Below are 19,225 nucleotides of genomic sequence, written 5' to 3' on the forward strand. Positions count from 1 at the left end.
ATTTACTGATCGCTCAAGCCCAATAAACTACGCGCATATTCTGCCAGTGGTTTGGCAATCAGGTCCTGCGGTTTATTGTCATGGAACGTCAGCAAACCGCCACGACTCTTGATCCGTGCAGTATCGATCAGATATTGGGTGCTGGTCTCGATCAGCATGATCTGGATCACGCCGCTGTCGATTCCCAGGCGATCAACGGCTTCTTGGTCGGCCCATTCGTCATAGTTGCCGATCCGGTCGTCGGACTTGGCGAAACGGCTGTACAAGAGGTAGTGGGCGCCGGCGGAGCGGGCTTCGGCCATGGCCTCGTTGAGGCCGACCGGGGCACGGGCGCGACGGACCATCGGGAAATATTCGACAAAACCGTTGAAGGCCTCTTCGGCGACCACGTTCGGCCGTGGATAGCTGCTGCCCGGCGGGGCAAATGCGCCTTGGGCAATGTAAATGAAGGAATCCGGCTGAATGCGGAACGAGTGGATCCGGCGCGTGTCGCTATGATCGAGCAACCCGGCGTCACTCATCTGATAACGAGCCCCTTCTCCCAGGTCGCTGACTTTCATGCAGCCGCCCAGCGCCAAAAACGCCAGCAGCATAACCAGGCTACGCATCCTATCCTCCAGAGGCCGGTGACGGAAAACCGGCGAATAGCCGCCTAATGCAGCTTCCGCGCCAGATAAGCCTGGTAGAGGGATTGAGTCTTGTGCCAAGCCTGCGAGAGTGGCTTAATTTCTAGCCGCCGATGATTTTCATCACCGTCGCGCCACCGGAGAAAGCCACTTCCTGCTTGTCGCCCAGGGCCTTGACCAGTAACCGCTGCAGCGCCGGCAAGGCTTCGTGGCGCGGCTTGTCCAGCAAGTCGCCGACGTAATGCCGGTTGCTCGACGACAGGCAACCATGCAGCCATCCCGTGGAGGACAGGCGCAAGCGCGAGCAAGTCCGGCAGAACGGTACGCTTTCATTGGCAATCACGCCAAAATAGCCTTGCCCCGGAATCTCATAGCGCACCGCCGTCGCGTCGACCGGTGCATTGGCTTGCAGGTATTCGTAGCGTTCGCCGATCAGCTCCAGCAGTTGCTGGAGGCTGACAAACTGTTGGAGGAAGGCGTTGTGGTCGCTGGCCAGATGCCCCATGCGCATCAACTCGATGAAACGCAACTCGTAACCCCGCTCCAGGCAGTAGTCGAGCAGCGGCATCACCTGGTCCAGGTTTTGCCCACGCAGTGGCACCATATTGACCTTGATTTTCAGGCCGCCAGCCCGAGCCTGATCCATACCGTCAAGCACGCTCGCCAGATCACCGCCACGGGCAATGCCACGGAAAGCGGCCGGATCGAGGGTATCGAGGGAAACGTTGATTCGCCGGATCCCGGCCTCCACCAGCAACGGCAGTTTGCGCGCCAGCAGTTGGCCGTTGGTGGTCAGGCTGATATCACTCAGGCCCAGCTTGCCCACGGCGCCCATGAACGCTTCCAGCTTAGGACTGACCAGCGGTTCGCCGCCGGTAATACGCAAGCGCTCGATGCCAGCCGCCTCGATCAGGTAGGCGACCCCCCGCGCCATGGCCTCGGCCGACAATTCATCCTGGGCAGCCACCAGCCGCTTGCCATTGGGCACGCAGTAGGTACAGGCATAGTTGCAAGCGGATGTCAGGCTGATGCGTAGGTTGCGAAAGCGCCTGCCTTGACGATCAACGATCATGAAACACTCCAGCGCTAGACTCTGCTACCCGCTAAAAACCGACTTGAACATCAAATTTTAGCAAACCCTATCCCTGAGTATATTCCTGGGGCGCCGCGCCATATAGCGAAACCTGACGCGAGCATCTGGCTCAATAGTCAGGTGACCGGCGTATCGGTGTCGCGCCTGCGCTTGTTGCCCATGCGCACGCCGATGTCCATCAGGAATTGGAAGAAGCCTTCCTGATCCTCCAGCACATTGCTCCAGAACGGCGAGTGGTACAGCGCCACCGCGCCGTGCACCAGCGCCCAGGCGGCGCAATAGTGGAAGTATGGCGGCACATCTTCAAGCTTGCCTTCACTGATGCGGCCCTTGATCAACAAGGTCAGGTGCTCGAAGTTGGAGGCACGGATCTTGTGCAGTTGCTCGACCATCTCCGGCACCTGCTGGCCCTTGACCACTTTTTCTTCCAGGCGATCGAACAGCCGATAACGTTGCGGGTCGCGCATGCGGAATTCGAAGTAGGCGCGAGACAGTGCTTCCTTGTCCTTGTCGACATCGGCCGAATGCAGCAATTGATTCAAGTCGCGCTCGTAGTCGAGCATCAGGCGCAGGTAGATCTCCGCCTTGGATTTGAAGTGTTTGTAAATGGTGCCTTTGCCGATACCGACGGCGTCCGCGATCATCTCGACGGTGACACTGTCTTCACCCTGTTCGAGGAACAGCTGTAGCGCGGTATCGAGAATTTCTTGCTCGCGGCGACGAAACTCACGGACCTTACGGGGTTCTTTATGCATAAGAAAAGGTCTGTAGGGGCAAAATCGAAGCCAAGCATTATGCCTGAGCCGCGTCAAATTGCACGAATCATCCGAGGCTTTTGGTTTTCACTGTCGACGAATCAACCCATCTCGGTCAAAAAGTTTTCATTCAGGGCACGCAGCGTCCCACTCAAGCAAGACTCGAGGGCCCGTGGCAGGTAATGAGAACACAACCGAAGCGCCGGTATTCCAAATCTGTTTAAAAAATGAGCAGAACTGACTGGACGTGACGCGATACTGGCTAATACTTGAGGTGTCGGCGCGACATCTCCCCCAAGTGACGCGCTGATTAAAGGTGCTAAGGGACCGTGCGCCTTTGTTTTACTCCTAATGGTCTTAACCCGGATTCGCCCCCCCAAGAATCCGGGTTTTTTTTGTCCGCAAATTTGTCTTTCGAGGTCACAAGATCGCGCCCACGCTCGGGCATCACCAGAGGCCACCAGGCCCGGTACGATCAGACCTTGATGCCATGCCCTTTCAGGAACACCTCGAACGCTTCTTCATCCAGCACCTTGAGTCCCAGCTCGTTGGCTTTCACCAGCTTGGAACCCGCTCCAGGGCCCGCAACCACGCAATGGGTCTTGGCCGAGACGGACCCGGCGACCTTGGCCCCCAGGCTTTCCAGCTTGTCCTTGGCGATATCGCGACTCATCAATTCCAGCGAACCGGTCAACACCCAGGTCTGGCCCGTCAGCGGCAGATTCTCGACAGCCTTTTTTTCGCTCTGCCAGTGCATGCCGAAATCACGCAATTGTGCCTCGATCGCCAGGGCCTGCTCGGCATTTCCTGGCTGCTCGAAGAATTCGCGCACGGCATTGGCCGGTTTTTCATTCAACGCCTGGCGCAGGTCCAGCCAGTCAGCCTTGACGATACCTTCGACAGAGCCGAACCGGGTCGCCAGTTTTTGCGCCGCCGTCGGTCCGACCGAACTGATGTCCAGCTTGGCGATCAGCTCGGCCAGCGTAGTACTGGCGGCGAACTCGGCGCCCAGTTCACCCTGGTCTTGCAACACCAACCCACGCTCCAATAGCTGCGCGATCACCGTGCGGTTGTGTTCGTCTTCAAAGAAGCTGTGGATCTCATGGGCCACCTCCATACCGACATCCGGCAGGTAGGTCAGTACCGGCGGCAACGCCTGCATGACCCGCTCCAGCGAGCCCAGCGAGCGCGCCAGGACCTTGGCGGTCTCTTCGCCCACATCGGGAATACCCAGGGCGTAGATAAATCGCGCCAGGCTCGGCTGCTTGCTGTTGGCGATGGCTTCCAGCAGATTACGCGTCGACAGTTCGGCAAAGCCTTCGAGGTCGACGATATCTTTGTCCGTCAGGGTGTAGAGATCGGCCGGCGAGGCGATCAGCTTTTCATCCACCAGTTGCTCGATGGTCTTGTCACCCAGACCTTCGATATCCATCGCCCGCCGCGAGACGAAGTGGATAATCGCCTGCTTGAGTTGGGCACCACAGGCCAAACGACCGACACAGCGATATACCGCGCCCTCGCTGATCGTTTCACGGCCCTTGCTGCGTTTGATCAGTTGCGTGCGCTCGACATGGGAAGCGCAGACCGGGCAGGTCAGTGGGATTTCGACGGCACGGGCATTTTCCGGGCGGCGCTCGGTGACGACCTGCACCACTTGTGGGATCACGTCGCCGGCACGGCGAATGATCACCGTATCACCGATCATCAGCCCCAGGCGCGCGACTTCATCCATGTTGTGCAAGGTCGCGTTGGCCACTGTGACGCCGCCCACCTTGACCGGCTTCAGGCGCGCTACCGGGGTGACCGCGCCGGTACGGCCGACCTGGAATTCCACATCGAGCAGTTCGGTGAGTTCTTCCATGGCCGGGAATTTGTGGGCAATCGCCCAACGCGGTTCGCGGGCGCGAAAGCCCAGTTCACGCTGGGCGGCCAGGCTGTTGACCTTGAACACCACGCCGTCGATTTCATAGGGCAGCGCGTTGCGGCGCTCGCCGATATCACTGTAGTAATCCAAGCAGTCACCGATGCCCTGGGCCAGCCTCAGTTCACGGCTGACCGGCACGCCCCAGGCCTTGAGTTGCCGGAGGTTGCCAATATGGGTGTCAGCGATGTCCGCCGAGACCTGGCCCAGTCCGTAGCAGCAAAACTCCAGCGGACGGCTGGCGGTGATCTTCGAGTCCAACTGGCGCAGGCTGCCCGCCGCGGCATTGCGGGGATTGGCGAAAGTCTTGCCGCCGGCTTCCAGTTGCGTGGCGTTCAGGCGCTCGAAACCGGCCTTGGACATGAACACTTCACCGCGCACTTCGAGGGTGGCTGGCCAGCCGCTGCCATGGAGTCTGAGCGGGATATTGCGCACGGTGCGCACGTTAATGCTGATGTCTTCGCCAGTGGTACCGTCACCTCGGGTCGCACCGCGCACCAGGGCACCGTCCTGATACAACAAGCTGACCGCCAGGCCGTCCAGTTTCGGTTCGCAGCTGTACTCGACTGCGGCGCCGGGCAGGTCCAGGCCCTCGCTGACACGGCGGTCGAACTCGCGCATATCGATTTCTTCGAAGGCGTTGCCCAAGCTCAGCATCGGGATTTCATGCCGGACTTGGGTGAAGGCCGACAATGCCTCGCTACCAACACGCTGGGTCGGCGAATCCGCGCTGACCAGCTCCGGGTGTTCGGCTTCCAGGGCCTTGAGTTCGCGGAACAGCCGGTCGTATTCGGCGTCCGGAACGCTCGGCTCGTCGAGCACATGGTAACGGTAGTTGTGCTGATTGAGCTCAGCGCGCAGCTCTAGAATGCGGGTATGGGCAGCAGTCATGGGAAGGTCTCATAAAGCAAAAGAGCAGCCGAAGCTGCTCAATATGTTAGCGTTTTTTTTGCGGTGAAGCGTCTGGCGTCTTCGCGATTAACGCTTCTGGGTCAGGGCGCGGCGTTCGAACTCGACGATACGCTGACGGTAATGCTCGATGGTCTGGGCGGTCAGTACGCTGCGCTGATCGTCCTTCAACTCGCCGTTGAGTTCCTGGGACAGTTTGCGTGCGGCGGCGACCATCACGTCGAAGGCCTGTTTCGGATAGCGCGGGCCCGGCAAACCGAGGAAGAAACTCACCGCCGGGGTGGTGAAGTGGTCGATATCGTCGAGATCGAATACACCCGGTTTGACCGCGTTGGCCATGGAGAACAGGACTTCGCCATTGCCGGCCATGCTTTCGTGACGGTGGAAGATATCCATCTCGCCGAAACGCAGGCCGCTTTCGAGAATGTTCTGCAGCAGTGCCGGGCCTTTGAAGCCGTTGGCATCACGGCTGATCACGCTGATCACCAAGACTTCCTCAGCCGCTGGCTGCTCCTTGTCCTGGCGTGCGGCCGGCTTGTGTTCGTCCGGGAAATCATCAGCGCGGCTGCTGAAGCTCGGGCCTTCCTCCAGGTCCAGATTCAAGTCGCCCTGGCTCGGCTCACTGTTACGTTTGCCGCGCTTGGACGGCTTTTCCCGAGGCTCGCGCGCGGGCATGCTGACCGATGGCAGGTCATGCTCATCGAGTTCCGGCTCCTTATGAGTGTCAAGCACACGGGGAGGCCCTAGCAATTCGGCGCTGGCGTCGTCGTCCGGCAGATTCGAGAAGCTGCGATCCAGACGAAACTTGAGCTTGCCCTTGCCGCCGCGCATCCGCCGCCAGCCATCAAAAAGAATACCGGCAATGACAATGATGCCGATGACGATCAGCCACTCGCGCAGACCGATTTCCATGTAATCCCGTGCCTCTAATAATGGTTCTATGAAGAAAGGGCGGAAAACCCTTTAAAGCGTGGCGCCAACTCTATGTTCTGATAGGCGTTTTTCCCACGCACAAGAAAATTGGACATTAAATTAACACGACCAAAGGTAACTTTGCACCGTCTGTCGTACAGGGTACGTATTAATAAGTCCCCAAGGATCAGTGCGAGTTCCCGCCAATCCGAGGAAAACCCGTTGCGTCTCGAATCTGTTCGCGCCCTCAGCCGCCTCAAGCGTCGACCATCGCCATGGCCTCTTCGACATCCACCGCCACCAACCGAGAACAACCGGGCTCGTGCATCGTCACCCCCATCAGTTGATCGGCCATTTCCATGGCGATCTTATTGTGGGTGATATAGATGAATTGCACCGATGCCGACATCTCTTTGACCAACCGGGCATAACGTCCAACGTTAGCGTCATCCAGCGGGGCGTCAACTTCGTCGAGCATACAAAACGGGGCCGGATTCAACTTGAAGATGGAGAAAACCAGGGCCAGGGCCGTGAGGGCCTTCTCACCGCCAGAGAGCAAATGGATGGTGCTGTTCTTTTTTCCTGGGGGCCGCGCCATGATCGTGACCCCGGTGTCGAGCAGGTCATCACCGGTAAGATCCAGATAAGCGCTGCCACCGCCAAACACTTTTGGAAACAAAGCTTGTAGCCCGGCATTGATCTGATCGAAGGTGTCCTTGAAGCGGTTGCGGGTTTCCTTGTCGATCTTGCGGATGACGTTTTCCAGAGTTTCGAGAGCCTCGACCAGATCGGCGTCCTGCGCATCCAGGTAACGCTTACGTTCCGATTGTTGCTGGTATTCGTCGATGGCCGCGAGGTTGATCGCGCCCAGACGCTGGATACGCACGGCAATTCGCTCCAGCTCCTCCTCGGCGGCCTTCTCGCTGGCATCGGCGGTCAGCGTGGCGAGCACGCCGTGGAGGTCGTAGCCGTCTTCGAGCAACTGGTCCTGCAAGGTCTTTCGACGCACGGTCAGGGCCTGCCATTCCATGCGCTGTTGTTCGAGCTGGCCGCGAATCAGTTGGGATTGCTGTTCGGCCTGGCTGCGGCGCTTTTCGGCCTCGCGCAGTTCACGGTCAGCATCCTCCAGGGCGACCTGCGCGGTCTTGAGTTCGACATCGACGGTCATACGCTTGTCGAGCAGTTCTTCGAGCTTGAGGCGCAGTTCTTCCAGCGGCGCCTCGCCCTCCTCCAGGTTCAGGCTCAACTGCTCGCGCTTTTCGCTCAGGCGTTCGGACTGCAACTCCAGGCGCTCAAGGGCCTGGCGAGTAGAGTCATGCTGGGCCTTCAGCGAGCCGAGGCGCACCGCCAACTGGTGAGTATGATCCTTGTGCTGACGGGCTTCCTGGCGCACCCGATCAAGGCGTTCGCGCAGGCTGTCGCGCTGAGCCAGCAGTCGCTCGCGCTGCTCGGTATCCATGGCCATGGCGTCGAGTGCCTCCTGCAGTTGCAGGCGCGCCGCGCCGACTTCTTCGTGTTCCTGGACACGTTGTTCGCCCAGTTCCTCAAGCTCCTCGTCGAGGCGGGTACGACGCAACTGCAACTGTTCGGCCTTGGCCTTGCCAGCGGATAACCTGGCTTTCAACTCGCCTTCGCGGCGAGCTTCGTCCTGCAGCAAGCGGCGCAGGTGTTCACGACCGGTTTCCTGCTGGCGCTGGGTGGCCCGCAGGGTTTGCAGGTGGGTTTCCAGGGTCGCCAGAGCCTCTTCGCGCTCTTCGCGCTCCAAGCCCAATTGCTGGATTTCCTGGTCGCGGGCCAACAGACCGCTGTGCGCTTCGCTGGCGCGGCGCACCCGCAAGAAATGCCGACCGACCCAGAAGCCGTCGCGGCTGATCAGGCTTTCTCCCGCCGTCAACTGGCCGCGCAAGGCCAGTGCCTGTTCCAGACTCTCGACTGGCCTGACTTCGCCCAACCACGGTGACAGATCAATATCCGCCTCGACCTTCTCCAGCAGGCTGCCGGGCACCCGCGTACCCTGCGCCGCCGGGCTGAGCAGGCGTAGGTCGCCTTGCTGGAAGCTGCTCAGGTCAAGACCGGCGAAGTTGTCCACCAGTACCGCCTGCAAGTCGGCACCGAGCACGGTTTCCACCGCCAGTTCCCAGCCAGCCTCAACCTTCAGACCTTGCGCCAGGCGTGGACGCTCGGCCAAGTGCTGCTCGCGCAGCCATTCGGAAGTGCCGGTGCCGGGATCGAGTGCCGCCTGCTGCAAAGCTTCCAGGGAGGCGAGACGGCCGTTGAGCCGTTGCAAATCGCCTTGGGCCTGCTGCTGGTCCTGGGTAGCCCGGTGCAAATCCTGGCGCAGTTGTTCGAGGCGTTCGACCTGCCCTTCTTCGCTGGCCTGCAAATCTTCCAGCGTTTGCTCGATTTCGGCCAGTTGCTCGTTGAGCTCGAGGATCGCCGCATCCTCCGGGTCCGCGGCGAGCAAGCCACGCTCTTCGCTCAGGCGGCGCTGGCGTTCGGCCAGACGCTCCATGCTGGCTTCCAGTTGCTGGATCCGCGACTGCTGGACCTCCGACTGCCGCCGGGGTTCGGCCGAACGCAGGTTGAAGGCGTCCCACTGTTCCTGCCAGCCGTGCATGGTGGTCTCGGACTCTTCCAACGCGGCGGCGGCCTCTTCGGCGGCGGCGCTGGCCAGTTCCTGTTCGGGTCCGAGCATCGCCAGCTCTTCGCCGAGAGTGGACAGCAAAGTACGGTCGTGTCCCAGGTGCGACTCGGTTTCCAGGCGAGCACGCTCGGCCTCGCGCAAATCGTCCTGCAACTGGCGCAGACGTTGCTGACCATGTTGGATGCTCTGTTCGACCCGGGCGATGTCGCCGCCCACCGAATAAAAACGCCCCTGCACCAAGTTGAAGCGTTCCGACAGCTCATGGTGGCCATCGCGCAGGCGCTCGATGCTGGCATCGGCATTGCGCTGTTCGGCCACCAAGGCTTCGAAGCCGATTTCCTGGTTGCCGATAATCGCCTCGCGCTGTCCGACCTGCTCGTTCAGCGCTTGCCAACGCAGGGCCGACAACTGGGCCTTGAGCTGACGCTCCTCGCCCTTGTATTCCTGGTATTTCTCGGCGGCCTGGGCCTGGCGATGCAGGCGTTCGAGCTGGCGCTCGAGCTCTTCGCGCAGGTCGGTCAGGCGCGCCAGATTCTCGTGGGTACGACGAATACGGTTTTCGGTTTCGCGGCGGCGCTCCTTGTACTTGGAGATCCCCGCCGCTTCTTCGATAAAGTTGCGCAGGTCTTCCGGCTTGGCTTCGATCAGCTTGGAGATCATCCCTTGCTCGATGATCGAGTAGCTGCGCGGCCCCAGACCGGTGCCGAGGAAGATATCGGTAATGTCCCGGCGCCGACACTTGGTGCCGTTGAGAAAGTAGCTGTTCTGGCTATCGCGGGTCACTTTGCGGCGAATGGAAATTTCCGCGTAGGCGGCGTATTCGCCGATCAGGGTGCCGTCGGAGTTGTCGAACACCAGTTCGATGCTCGCCTGGCTGACCGGCTTGCGACTGATGGAGCCGTTGAAGATGACATCGGTCATCGACTCGCCCCGCAGGTTCTTTGCCGAACTCTCACCCATCACCCAGCGCACGGCATCGATAATGTTCGACTTGCCGCAGCCGTTGGGCCCGACCACCGCCGCCATGTTACTGGGGAAGTTCACCGTGGTCGGGTCGACGAAGGATTTGAACCCCGCCAACTTGATGCACTTGAGCCGCACGCTTAATCGACCGCCAGGGCAGACAGCACGATGTCACAACTGAGCTGGGAGTAACTGGCCAGGACCTCGCGGATCAGCGGCAGGTCACGGGCGATCACCGCAGCCAGCAGTTGCGCGAACAACTCCAGGTATTCGCTCATTTCCGCCTGGCGCTGCTCCAACGCCAGGTAATAGGCACGGCTCATGGCTGGTTGCAGGTTCTCGACGGTTTCCTGCAGGTACGGGTTGTCGGCAAACGGATACGCCGCGCGCATCACGTTGAAGCTGTCTTCGACGAAGGTGCGGATGTCCTGGCGTTCGTAGCTGGCGCTCAGGCGCTGCTGCAATAGCAGAAACGGCGCCAAGTCGCTCTGCACTTTCCAGCGCTGGGCAACGGCATTGCCGAGCAGGATATATAGCTCGCTCATCAGGGTACACAGGCTCTGCACCTTGTGGGCGGTGAGTTCGGTGACGTGGGCACCCCGTCGCGGCAGAATGGCGATCAGATGGCGGCGCTCGAGAATCAACAAAGCCTCGCGTACCGAGCCGCGACTGACATTGAGCGCCAGCGTGACTTTCTGTTCCTGGATGCGCTCGCCGGGTTTGAGTTCGCCGCGAATGATACGTTCGGCGAGGTGGTGAGCAATTTGCTCGGCGAGGCTATCCGGCGCCTTGAACGTCATGGTTTTCCTTCAAAATCTTTGATCAGAGCCAGCGGCGCAGTGTAACGCAATTGGTACATGATAGCGCAGTGCCCAATGGGGCAAATTTGACAGGCAATACACCTAGGGCTCCTGCCACTCATCCCCCCGGTTGGCCGGAACAGCCTGTGAATTGACGGGAGGTTTCCTAGAGGGCGAAATTTCCTGACCCACAGGTCAAATCCTTGTTGACCTAAAAGTCAAGCACTACTAGATTCAGCCTCAAGGGTCAATAACAATAATGAGTCTGCGAGGCCTTCCGTGATCCAGTTTTTACTTAACCAGGAACTCCGTAGCGAGCACACCCTGGACCCGAACCTGACGGTGCTCAACTACCTGCGCGAGCATCTGGGCAAGTGCGGTACCAAGGAAGGCTGCGCCAGCGGCGATTGCGGTGCCTGCACCGTGGTGGTCGGCGAGCTGCACACGGACGATTCGGGTGCCGAACAGATTCGCTATCGCAGCCTCAACTCTTGCCTGGCCTTCGTTTCTTCGCTGCACGGCAAGCAACTGATCAGTGTCGAGGACCTCAAGCACCAAGGCCAGTTACACAGCGTGCAGAAGGCCATGGTCGAGTGCCACGGCTCGCAGTGCGGCTTCTGCACGCCCGGCTTTGTCATGTCGTTGTTCGCCCTGCAGAAGAACAGCGAAACCCCCGACCGCCACCAGGCCCACGAAGCCCTGGCCGGCAACCTCTGTCGCTGCACCGGCTACCGGTCGATCCTCGCCGCTGCCGAACAGGCCTGCCGCAACAAGCCCGCCGATCAGTTCGACGCCCGTGAGGCCCGGACCATCGCCCGCCTGAAGGCCATCGCACCGACTGAAACCGGCGAGTTAAACCACGGCGACAAACGCTGCCTGGTGCCATTGACCGTCGCCGAGCTGGCCGAGCTCTATGGTTCGCACCCACACGCTCGATTGCTGGCCGGCGGCACCGATCTGGCCCTGGAAGTCACTCAGTTCCACCGCGACCTGCCGTTGACGATCTATGTCGGTAATGTCGCCGAGCTCAAGCGTGTCCAGACCTTCGACGATCGCCTGGAAATCGGCGCCGCCACCCCGCTGTCGGATTGCTATGCCTCCCTCAAGGCCGAGTACCCGGATTTCGGCGAACTGCTGCAACGCTTTGCCTCGCTGCAGATTCGCAACCAGGGTACCCTCGGTGGCAATATCGGCAACGCCTCGCCCATCGGCGATTCGCCGCCCTTGCTGATCGCGCTGAAGGCGCAACTGGTCCTGCGCAAGGGCACCGACAGCCGCACCCTGGCACTGGAAGACTATTTCATCGACTACCGGGTGACCGTCCGCCAGACAAGCGAGTTCATCGAGAAGATTATCGTGCCAAGGGCCAGCGCCGCGTGGCAGTTCCGCGCCTACAAGGTGTCCAAGCGCCTGGACGACGATATTTCCACGGTCTGTGCCGCGTTCAACCTGCGGATCGAAGACGGTGTGGTCGCCGATGCACGGATCGCCTTCGGCGGCATGGCGGCGATCCCGAAACGGGCCAGGGCTTGTGAAGCCGCGCTGATGGGCGCTGCCTGGACCCTTGCTAATATCGAGCACGCCTGCCAGGCACTGGCCGAGGATTTCACACCGCTGTCGGACCTGCGCGCCAGCAAGGAATACCGCCTGCTCAGCGCCCAGAACCTGTTGCGCAAATACTTCATCGAACTGCAAACGCCGCATATCGAGAGCCGGGTGACCGCTTATGCCTAAGCATCCCGTTATGGAAAAAAACCCGGCTGAGCTCGCCCAGTTGTTCGCCCTGGACCTGACCACCGGTGTCGGACGCGGCGTCAAGCACGATAGCGCCGACAAACATGTGGCTGGCGAAGCCGTATATATCGATGACCGCCCGGTGTTCGCCAATCAGTTGCACGTCTATGCGCGCCTGTCCGACCGCGCCCATGCGCGGATCATCCGCGTCGACACCGCGCCTTGTCATGCCTTTGAAGGCGTGCGTATCGTCATTACCCACGAGGACATTCCCGGTCTCAAGGATATTGGCCCGCTACTGCCTGGCGACCCACTGCTGGCAATCGACAAGGTCGAGTTCGTCGGCCAGCCGGTGCTCGCCGTCGCCGCCAAAGACCTGGAAACCGCACGCAAGGCGGCCATGGCGGCGATCATCGAATACGAGGACCTGGAGCCGGTGCTGGATGTGGTCGCAGCCCTGCGCGCGCGACATTTCGTCCTCGACAGCCACAGCCACAAGCGCGGCGACTCGGCCGGCGCGCTGGCCAGCGCCGAACACCGGATCCAGGGCAACCTGCATATCGGCGGCCAGGAGCACTTCTACCTGGAGACCCAGATCTCCTCGGTGATGCCTACCGAAGACGGCGGCATGATCGTCTACTGCTCGACCCAGAACCCCAGCGAAGTGCAGAAACGGGTGGCCGAGGTGCTGGATGTATCGATGAGCCAGATCGTCGTCGACATACGCCGCATGGGCGGTGGCTTCGGCGGCAAGGAAACCCAGGCCGCCAGCCCGGCGTGCCTGTGCGCGGTGGTAGCGCGGCTAACCGGGCAACCGACCAAGATGCGCCTGCCCAGGGTCGAGGACATGCTGATGACCGGCAAGCGCCACCCTTTCTATATCGAGTATGACGTCGGCTTCGACAGCAGCGGACGCTTGCACGGGATCAACCTGGAACTGGCCGGTAATTGCGGCTGCTCGCCGGACCTTTCGGCGTCGATTGTCGACCGGGCGATGTTCCATGCCGACAATGCCTATTACCTGGGCGACGTCACTGTCAACGGCCATCGCTGCAAGACCCACACGGCCTCGAACACCGCCTACCGTGGCTTCGGTGGCCCGCAAGGGATGGTCGCCATCGAGGAGGTAATGGACAGCATTGCCCGTCATCTGGGCCTTGATCCGCTGGCGGTGCGCAAGGCCAATTACTACGGCAAGACCGAGCGCAACATCACCCACTACTATCAAACCGTCGAGCACAACCTGCTCGAAGAGCTGACCGCCGAACTGGAAACCAGCAGCCAGTACGCCGAGCGCCGGGAAACCATTCGCCGCTACAACGCCCACAGCCCGATCCTGAAAAAAGGTTTGGCGCTGACGCCGGTGAAGTTCGGCATTTCGTTTACCGCCAGCTTTCTCAACCAGGCCGGCGCGTTGGTACATGTCTATACCGACGGCAGCATCCACCTGAACCATGGCGGCACGGAAATGGGCCAGGGACTGAACATCAAGGTAGCCCAAGTGGTAGCCGAGGTATTCCAAGTGGAAATCCACCGGGTGCAGATCACCGCCACCCGTACCGACAAGGTGCCGAACACCTCGCCCACCGCCGCCTCCAGCGGCGCCGACCTGAACGGCAAGGCCGCGCAGAATGCCGCACAGATCATCAAGCAACGGCTGGTGGAGTTCGCCTCGCGGCAGTACCAGGTCAGCGAGGAAGATGTTGAGTTCCGCAACGGCCATGTGCGGATTCGCGAGCAGATCCTGACTTTCGAGGCGTTGATCCAGCAGGCGTATTTTGCCCAAGTGTCGCTGTCCAGCAGCGGCTTCTACAAGACGCCGAAGGTCTACTACGACCGCAGTCAGGCCCGGGGGCGGCCGTTCTACTACTTTGCCTATGGCGTAGCGTGCGCCGAAGTGATCGTCGACACCCTGACCGGCGAGTACAAGGTGCTGCGCACCGATATCCTGCATGACGTCGGTGCTTCGCTGAACCCGGCCATCGATATGGGTCAAGTCGAAGGCGGCTTTGTCCAGGGCGTGGGCTGGCTGACCATGGAGGAGCTGGTGTGGGACGCCAAGGGCAGGCTGCTGACCAACGGCCCGGCCAGCTACAAGATCCCGGCGGTGACGGACACACCACTGGACTTGCGGGTGAAGCTGGTGGAGAACCGCCAGAACCCCGAAGACACGGTGTTTCACTCCAAGGCCGTCGGCGAGCCGCCGTTCATGCTCGGAATCGCCGTGTGGTGCGCGCTCAAGGATGCGGTGGCGAGCCTGGCCGATTATCGGGTGCAACCGAAGATTGACGCTCCGGCGACGCCGGAGCGGGTGTTGTGGGGCTGCGAGCAGATGCGCCAGGTCAAGGCAAGGCAACCTGTGACCAGCGACATCGAACCGGTCTCGCCATGAGGTGCCTATGAACGACTGGATCAGTGCGCTCGCCGACCTGCGCTACCAGGGTGAACCCTGCGTGCTGGTGACCCTTATCGAGGAGCTCGGCTCGACGCCGCGCAACGCCGGTTCGAAAATGCTCGTCAGCGCCAGCGGCACTTTCGATACCATTGGCGGCGGCCACCTGGAATACAAGGCCACGCAGATCGCCCGGGACCTGCTCGCCAGCGGCCAGCAGACTACCCACTTGCAGCGCTTCAGCCTGGGCGCCAGCCTCGGTCAGTGCTGCGGCGGGGTCGCGGTGCTGTTGTTCGAGCCGCTGGGTCAGGTCCAGGCTGAGATCGCGGTGTTCGGTGCCGGCCATGTCGGTCGCGCCCTGGTGCCCCTGCTCGCCAACCTGCCCTGCCGGGTGCGCTGGATTGACTCGCGGGAGCAGGCGTTTGCGCCACAGATCCCCAGCGGCGTGCGCAAGATCGTCAGCGACGAACCGGTGGAGGAAATCGCCCATCTGCCTGCCGGCAGCTATTGCATCGTCATGACCCATCACCATCCGCTCGACCTGGAACTCAGTGCCGCGATCCTCAAGCGCAACGACTTCGCCTACTTCGGCCTGATCGGTTCGAAGACCAAGCGGCTGAAGTTCGAACACCGCCTGCGCGAACGCGGCTACGACGACGCGGCGCTGCAACGCATGCGTTGCCCGATAGGGCTGGCCGAGATCAAGGGCAAGTTACCCATGGAAATCGCCATCTCCATCGCCGGCGAAGTCATCGCCACCTATAACGCGAATTTCGGCCAACACACCGCGAGTGCCGAAGCCGTTGCCACGCTGCTGCCGGCCTCGGGCCGCAAAGCTATGAATTGAAAGCCACGCCTTGAGACAGACCATGCCCCTGACCCGCAAAGCCTACCGTGCCGCCCTCCTGCACAGCATCGCCGACCCTGCCGAAGTCGGCATTGATGCCTCCTACGAGTATTTCGAGGACGGCCTGCTGGTGGTCGAGAACGGCAAGATCAGCGCTATCGGCCACGCCAGCGAACTGCTACCCACGCAGCCGACCGATATCGACATCAGCCACTACACCGATGCGCTGATCACCCCAGGCTTTATCGACACCCATATCCACCTGCCGCAAACCGGTATGGTCGGCGCCTATGGCGAACAATTGCTCGACTGGCTGAACACCTACACCTTCCCCTGCGAAAGCCAGTTCGCCGATCCGGCCCACGCCGAGGAAGTCGCGGACATCTTCATCAAGGAGCTGCTGCGCAACGGCACCACCACTGCGCTGGTGTTTGGCAGCGTGCACCCGCAGTCGGTCAATGCCTTTTTCGAGGCGGCGGAAAAACTCGACCTGCGAATGATCGCCGGCAAGGTGATGATGGACCGCAATGCTCCGGACTACCTGACCGATACCGCCGAATCGAGCTATCTGCAAAGCAAGGTGCTGATCGAGCGCTGGCATGGCAAGGGTCGCCTGCACTATGCAGTGACACCGCGCTTTGCCCCGACCTCGACCCCGCAACAGCTGACCCTTGCTGGCCAGTTGCTGGGCGAATACTCGGATCTGTACCTGCAAACCCATATCAGTGAAAACCTGCAGGAAGTGCAATGGGTCAAGGAGCTGTTCCCGGAGCGTGCGGGCTACCTGGACGTCTATGACCATTATCGCTTGCTGGGAGAACGCTCGGTGTTTGCCCATGGCGTGCATCTGTGCGACCACGAGTGCGCACGGCTGGCACAAACCGGCTCGGCGGTGGCGTTCTGTCCGACCTCCAACCTCTTTCTTGGCAGCGGCCTGTTCAATCTGCCAATGGCCGAGAAACATAAGCTCAATGTCGGGGTCGGCACAGACGTTGGCGGCGGCACCAGCTTCTCGATCCTGCAGACGCTGAACGAGGCGTACAAAGTCATGCAGTTGCAGGGAGCGCGGCTGAGTCCGTTCAAGTCACTGTACCTGGCAACCCTCGGCGGCGCCCGGGCCTTGCGCCTGGAGGAACGGATCGGCACCCTGCAGGCCGGCAGCGATGCCGACTTCCTGGTGCTGGACTACCACGCCACGCCGCTGCTCAGCTATCGCCTGAAGCCGGCCAAGACCCTCGCCGAGACGCTGTTCGTGTTGATGACGCTGGGGGATGACCGGACGGTGAAGCAGACCTATGCGGCAGGGAACCTGGTGCACCAACGATAAGAGACAGAACACCACTGAACTGTAACGAGCGGGCTAGTCGCAATCCCCTGCTCGACTCAAGATCATCCTTGGCTCGAAGAGCGACTGCCGATCATAGCTTTGCCACTGGCCGTCCCGACTTTTTCGCCAGCAGCAGATGCGAGAACACCGCATGCAGATCGTCCGAGGCACTCTCTTCGGCCAGGTTAAGCTTGCTGTCGATATGGTCCATGTGGTGCTTCATCAGGTCCACGGCCAGGGCCGTGTCCCGTGCCTCGATGGCATCGATCAGTTGGCTGTGCTCGTCGTAGGAACAGTGCGAGCGGTTACCGCTTTCATAATGGGCAATAATGAGCGAGGTCTGGGAGACCAGGCTGCGCTGGAAACTGATCAGCGGCGCATTTTTCGCCGCTTCCGCCAGCTTCAAGTGAAATTCGCCGGACAGGCGGATCCCGGCCCCGCGATCGCCACGAGAAAAGCTTTCGCGCTCGTCGTGGACCATCTGCCGCAACTGCGCCAGTTGCTCAGCCGTCGCATATTGCACCGCCAGTTCGGTGATTACCTTCTCCACCATGCGCCGGGCAAAGAACACCTGGCGAGCTTCCTCGACGCTCGGGCAGGCCACCACCGCGCCACGGTTCGGTCGCAACAGTACCACGCCCTCGTGAGCCAGGCGCGATAACGCACGGCGAATAATGGTCCGGCTGACCCCGAAAATCTCTCCCAGTGACTCCTCGCTCAATTTGGTACCAGGCGCCAGGCGCTGTTCGAGGATGGCCTCGAAAATATGCGTGTAGACAATATCGTCCTGGGTTGCGCCGCGACCTGCCTTGCCTGCTCGCGGTTGCTTCTTGAGGGGATGCGACTGTTCGTTCATGGGCACTCGAGTCGGAAAACGGCGGCGAATGGACTTTGTACCGCCCAGTGGGTCGCTGAAAATATCGCGAAAAATCAGCGCACATTGTACACAATCCTTGTAGCCAACACGACTGTACGGCCATTTGCGGCATCGGCTGTATTGCAATCAACCGCTGCTTTTGCGTTTAGGCTGCAAGGGCTATCCACGCCCGCTTTCAAGCAGCTTTTTCAAGAACAAGGATCCCCGCCATGACCGACATCACTCAAGCGCGCTTGCGCCCGCTGGCCGACACCTCGCCTAGTGCCGTGGTCGCCGGCTTCATTGCGATGATGACCGGCTACACCAGTTCTCTGGTATTAATGTTCCAGGCCGGGCAAGCCGCCGGCCTGAGCAACGGACAGATTTCATCCTGGATCTGGGCGCTGTCCATCGGCATGGCGATCTGCAGTATCGGCCTGTCCCTGCGCTACCGCACCCCCGTGACGGTTGCCTGGTCGACCCCTGGCGCCGCACTGCTGATCACCAGCCTGTCGGGCGTCACCTATGGCGAAGCGATCGGCGCCTATATCACTTGCGCGGTGCTGGTGACGATCTGTGGCCTGACCGGTAGCTTCGAACGTCTGGTCAAGCGCCTGCCCTCATCGCTGGCAGCGGCGCTACTGGCCGGCATTTTGTTCAAGATCGGCAGCGAAATCTTCGTCGCCGCCCAGCACCGCACGAGCCTGGTGCTGGGGATGTTCGTCACCTACCTGGTGGTCAAGCGTCTGTCGCCGCGTTACGCGGTGCTCGCGGCACTGCTGATCGGCACCGTTCTTTCCGGGTGGCTGGGCTTGCTGGATTTCAGTGGGTTTCACCTGGAGATGGCGACACCGGTCTGGACCACGCCGTCGTTCTCGCTAGCGGCAACCATCAGCATCGGGCTTCCGCTGTTCGTGGTGGCCATGACCTCGCAAAACATGCCGGGCATCGCCGTGTTGCGAGCCGATGGTTACAACGTGCCGGCCTCGCCCCTGATCAGTGTGACCGGTATCGCTTCGCTGCTGCTGGCACCGTTCGGTTCCCACGGGATCAATCTGGCGGCCATCAGCGCGGCGATCTGCACCGGGCACCATGCCCATGAAGACAAAAGCAAGCGCTATACCGCAGCAGTGTGGTGCGGGATCTTCTACGGGATTGCCGGGACATTCGGTGCGACGTTGGCGGCGCTGTTCGCCGCGCTGCCCAAGGAACTGGTGCTGTCGATTGCGGCATTGGCACTGTTCGGCTCGATCATCAACGGCCTGAGCATTGCGATGAGCGAACCCAGGGAACGCGAAGCGGCGCTGATCACTTTCATGGTCACCGCGTCGGGTTTAACTCTATTTTCGGTGGGCTCGGCATTCTGGGGGATTATCGCGGGGGTGCTGACATTGCTGATCCTCAATTGGCGCTCGGCCTGAAGAAAGCGAGCGGTCTGCACGCTCG

At 60.9% G+C, this 19,225-nt stretch carries 13 protein-coding genes; 5 read left to right on the forward strand and 8 right to left on the reverse strand.

Annotated elements, in window-relative coordinates; all coding sequences use genetic code 11:
• Positions 1–2: 2 nt before the first annotated feature.
• The 7 genes from BMX68_RS09765 to BMX68_RS09795 form a co-directional block, all read right to left on the reverse strand.
• Entirely contained in the window at positions 3–608 is a 606-nt protein-coding gene (locus BMX68_RS09765) for a DUF4823 domain-containing protein (protein ID WP_017133959.1), read from the reverse strand.
• Positions 609–729: 121 nt separating this feature from the next.
• A complete protein-coding gene (locus tag BMX68_RS09770) occupies positions 730–1,698 on the reverse strand; it encodes a GTP 3',8-cyclase MoaA (protein WP_017133958.1) in 969 nt (322 codons plus the stop codon).
• A 137-nt stretch (positions 1,699–1,835) separates the two neighbouring features.
• Positions 1,836–2,474 carry a TetR/AcrR family transcriptional regulator gene (locus tag BMX68_RS09775; RefSeq protein WP_017133957.1) on the reverse strand — a complete coding sequence of 213 codons (639 nt, stop codon included), beginning with the start codon at positions 2,472–2,474 and terminating at the stop codon, positions 1,836–1,838.
• Positions 2,475–2,949: 475 nt separating this feature from the next.
• Entirely contained in the window at positions 2,950–5,286 is a 2,337-nt protein-coding gene (ligA, locus tag BMX68_RS09780) for an NAD-dependent DNA ligase LigA (protein ID WP_017133956.1), read from the reverse strand.
• An 87-nt stretch (positions 5,287–5,373) separates the two neighbouring features.
• A complete protein-coding gene (zipA, locus tag BMX68_RS09785; RefSeq protein ID WP_017133955.1) occupies positions 5,374–6,216 on the reverse strand; it encodes a cell division protein ZipA in 843 nt (280 codons plus the stop codon).
• A gap of 256 nt (positions 6,217–6,472) precedes the next feature.
• Positions 6,473–9,961 carry a chromosome segregation protein SMC gene (smc, locus tag BMX68_RS09790; RefSeq protein WP_017133954.1) on the reverse strand — a complete coding sequence of 1,163 codons (3,489 nt, stop codon included), beginning with the start codon at positions 9,959–9,961 and terminating at the stop codon, positions 6,473–6,475.
• A 2-nt stretch (positions 9,962–9,963) separates the two neighbouring features.
• Complete coding sequence (locus BMX68_RS09795) at positions 9,964–10,623, reverse strand: GntR family transcriptional regulator (RefSeq protein WP_017133953.1); 660 nt, start codon at positions 10,621–10,623, stop codon at positions 9,964–9,966.
• A gap of 279 nt (positions 10,624–10,902) precedes the next feature.
• Between BMX68_RS09795 and xdhA the strand changes: the two genes are divergently transcribed.
• Genes xdhA through guaD form a run of 4 tightly spaced genes read left to right on the forward strand, consistent with a single transcriptional unit; the run spans position 10,903 to position 16,923 of the window.
• Positions 10,903–12,357, forward strand: coding sequence for a xanthine dehydrogenase small subunit (xdhA, locus tag BMX68_RS09800; protein WP_017133952.1), 1,455 nt, complete (start codon positions 10,903–10,905; stop codon positions 12,355–12,357).
• On the forward strand, positions 12,350–14,749 hold the full coding sequence (xdhB, locus tag BMX68_RS09805) for a xanthine dehydrogenase molybdopterin binding subunit (protein ID WP_026013399.1): 2,400 nt from the start codon (positions 12,350–12,352) through the stop codon (positions 14,747–14,749). The genes xdhA and xdhB overlap by 8 nt, the downstream gene beginning before the upstream one ends.
• 7 nt (positions 14,750–14,756) lie before the next feature.
• Entirely contained in the window at positions 14,757–15,596 is an 840-nt protein-coding gene (gene xdhC, locus BMX68_RS09810) for a xanthine dehydrogenase accessory protein XdhC (RefSeq protein WP_017133950.1), read from the forward strand.
• Between the two features lie 22 nt (positions 15,597–15,618).
• Positions 15,619–16,923, forward strand: a complete 1,305-nt coding sequence (guaD, locus tag BMX68_RS09815; protein WP_017133949.1) for a guanine deaminase — start codon at positions 15,619–15,621, stop codon at positions 16,921–16,923.
• Positions 16,924–17,014: 91 nt separating this feature from the next.
• On the opposite strand, the gene BMX68_RS09820 is transcribed toward guaD, so the two are convergent.
• On the reverse strand, positions 17,015–17,779 hold the full coding sequence (locus tag BMX68_RS09820) for a GntR family transcriptional regulator (RefSeq protein WP_017133948.1): 765 nt from the start codon (positions 17,777–17,779) through the stop codon (positions 17,015–17,017).
• A gap of 230 nt (positions 17,780–18,009) precedes the next feature.
• Here BMX68_RS09820 and BMX68_RS09825 point away from each other — a divergent pair, with 230 nt between their 5' ends.
• Entirely contained in the window at positions 18,010–19,200 is a 1,191-nt protein-coding gene (locus BMX68_RS09825) for a benzoate/H(+) symporter BenE family transporter (protein WP_017133947.1), read from the forward strand.
• Positions 19,201–19,225 lie beyond the last annotated feature (25 nt).

The sequence above is a fragment of the Pseudomonas agarici genome (assembly GCF_900109755.1).
GTDB lineage: Bacteria > Pseudomonadota > Gammaproteobacteria > Pseudomonadales > Pseudomonadaceae > Aquipseudomonas > Aquipseudomonas agarici.

Coding starts and splice junctions, on each gene's coding strand:
- BMX68_RS09765 (WP_017133959.1), bottom strand. CDS start 608: ATGCGTAGCCTGGTTATGCTGCTGGCGTTTTTGGCGCTGGGCGGCTGC.
- BMX68_RS09770 (WP_017133958.1), bottom strand. CDS start 1,698: ATGATCGTTGATCGTCAAGGCAGGCGCTTTCGCAACCTACGCATCAGC.
- BMX68_RS09775 (WP_017133957.1), bottom strand. CDS start 2,474: ATGCATAAAGAACCCCGTAAGGTCCGTGAGTTTCGTCGCCGCGAGCAA.
- ligA (WP_017133956.1), bottom strand. CDS start 5,286: ATGACTGCTGCCCATACCCGCATTCTAGAGCTGCGCGCTGAGCTCAAT.
- zipA (WP_017133955.1), bottom strand. CDS start 6,216: ATGGAAATCGGTCTGCGCGAGTGGCTGATCGTCATCGGCATCATTGTC.
- BMX68_RS09795 (WP_017133953.1), bottom strand. CDS start 10,623: ATGACGTTCAAGGCGCCGGATAGCCTCGCCGAGCAAATTGCTCACCAC.
- xdhB (WP_026013399.1), top strand. CDS start 12,350: ATGCCTAAGCATCCCGTTATGGAAAAAAACCCGGCTGAGCTCGCCCAG.
- xdhC (WP_017133950.1), top strand. CDS start 14,757: ATGAACGACTGGATCAGTGCGCTCGCCGACCTGCGCTACCAGGGTGAA.
- guaD (WP_017133949.1), top strand. CDS start 15,619: ATGCCCCTGACCCGCAAAGCCTACCGTGCCGCCCTCCTGCACAGCATC.
- BMX68_RS09820 (WP_017133948.1), bottom strand. CDS start 17,779: ATGAACGAACAGTCGCATCCCCTCAAGAAGCAACCGCGAGCAGGCAAG.
- BMX68_RS09825 (WP_017133947.1), top strand. CDS start 18,010: ATGACCGACATCACTCAAGCGCGCTTGCGCCCGCTGGCCGACACCTCG.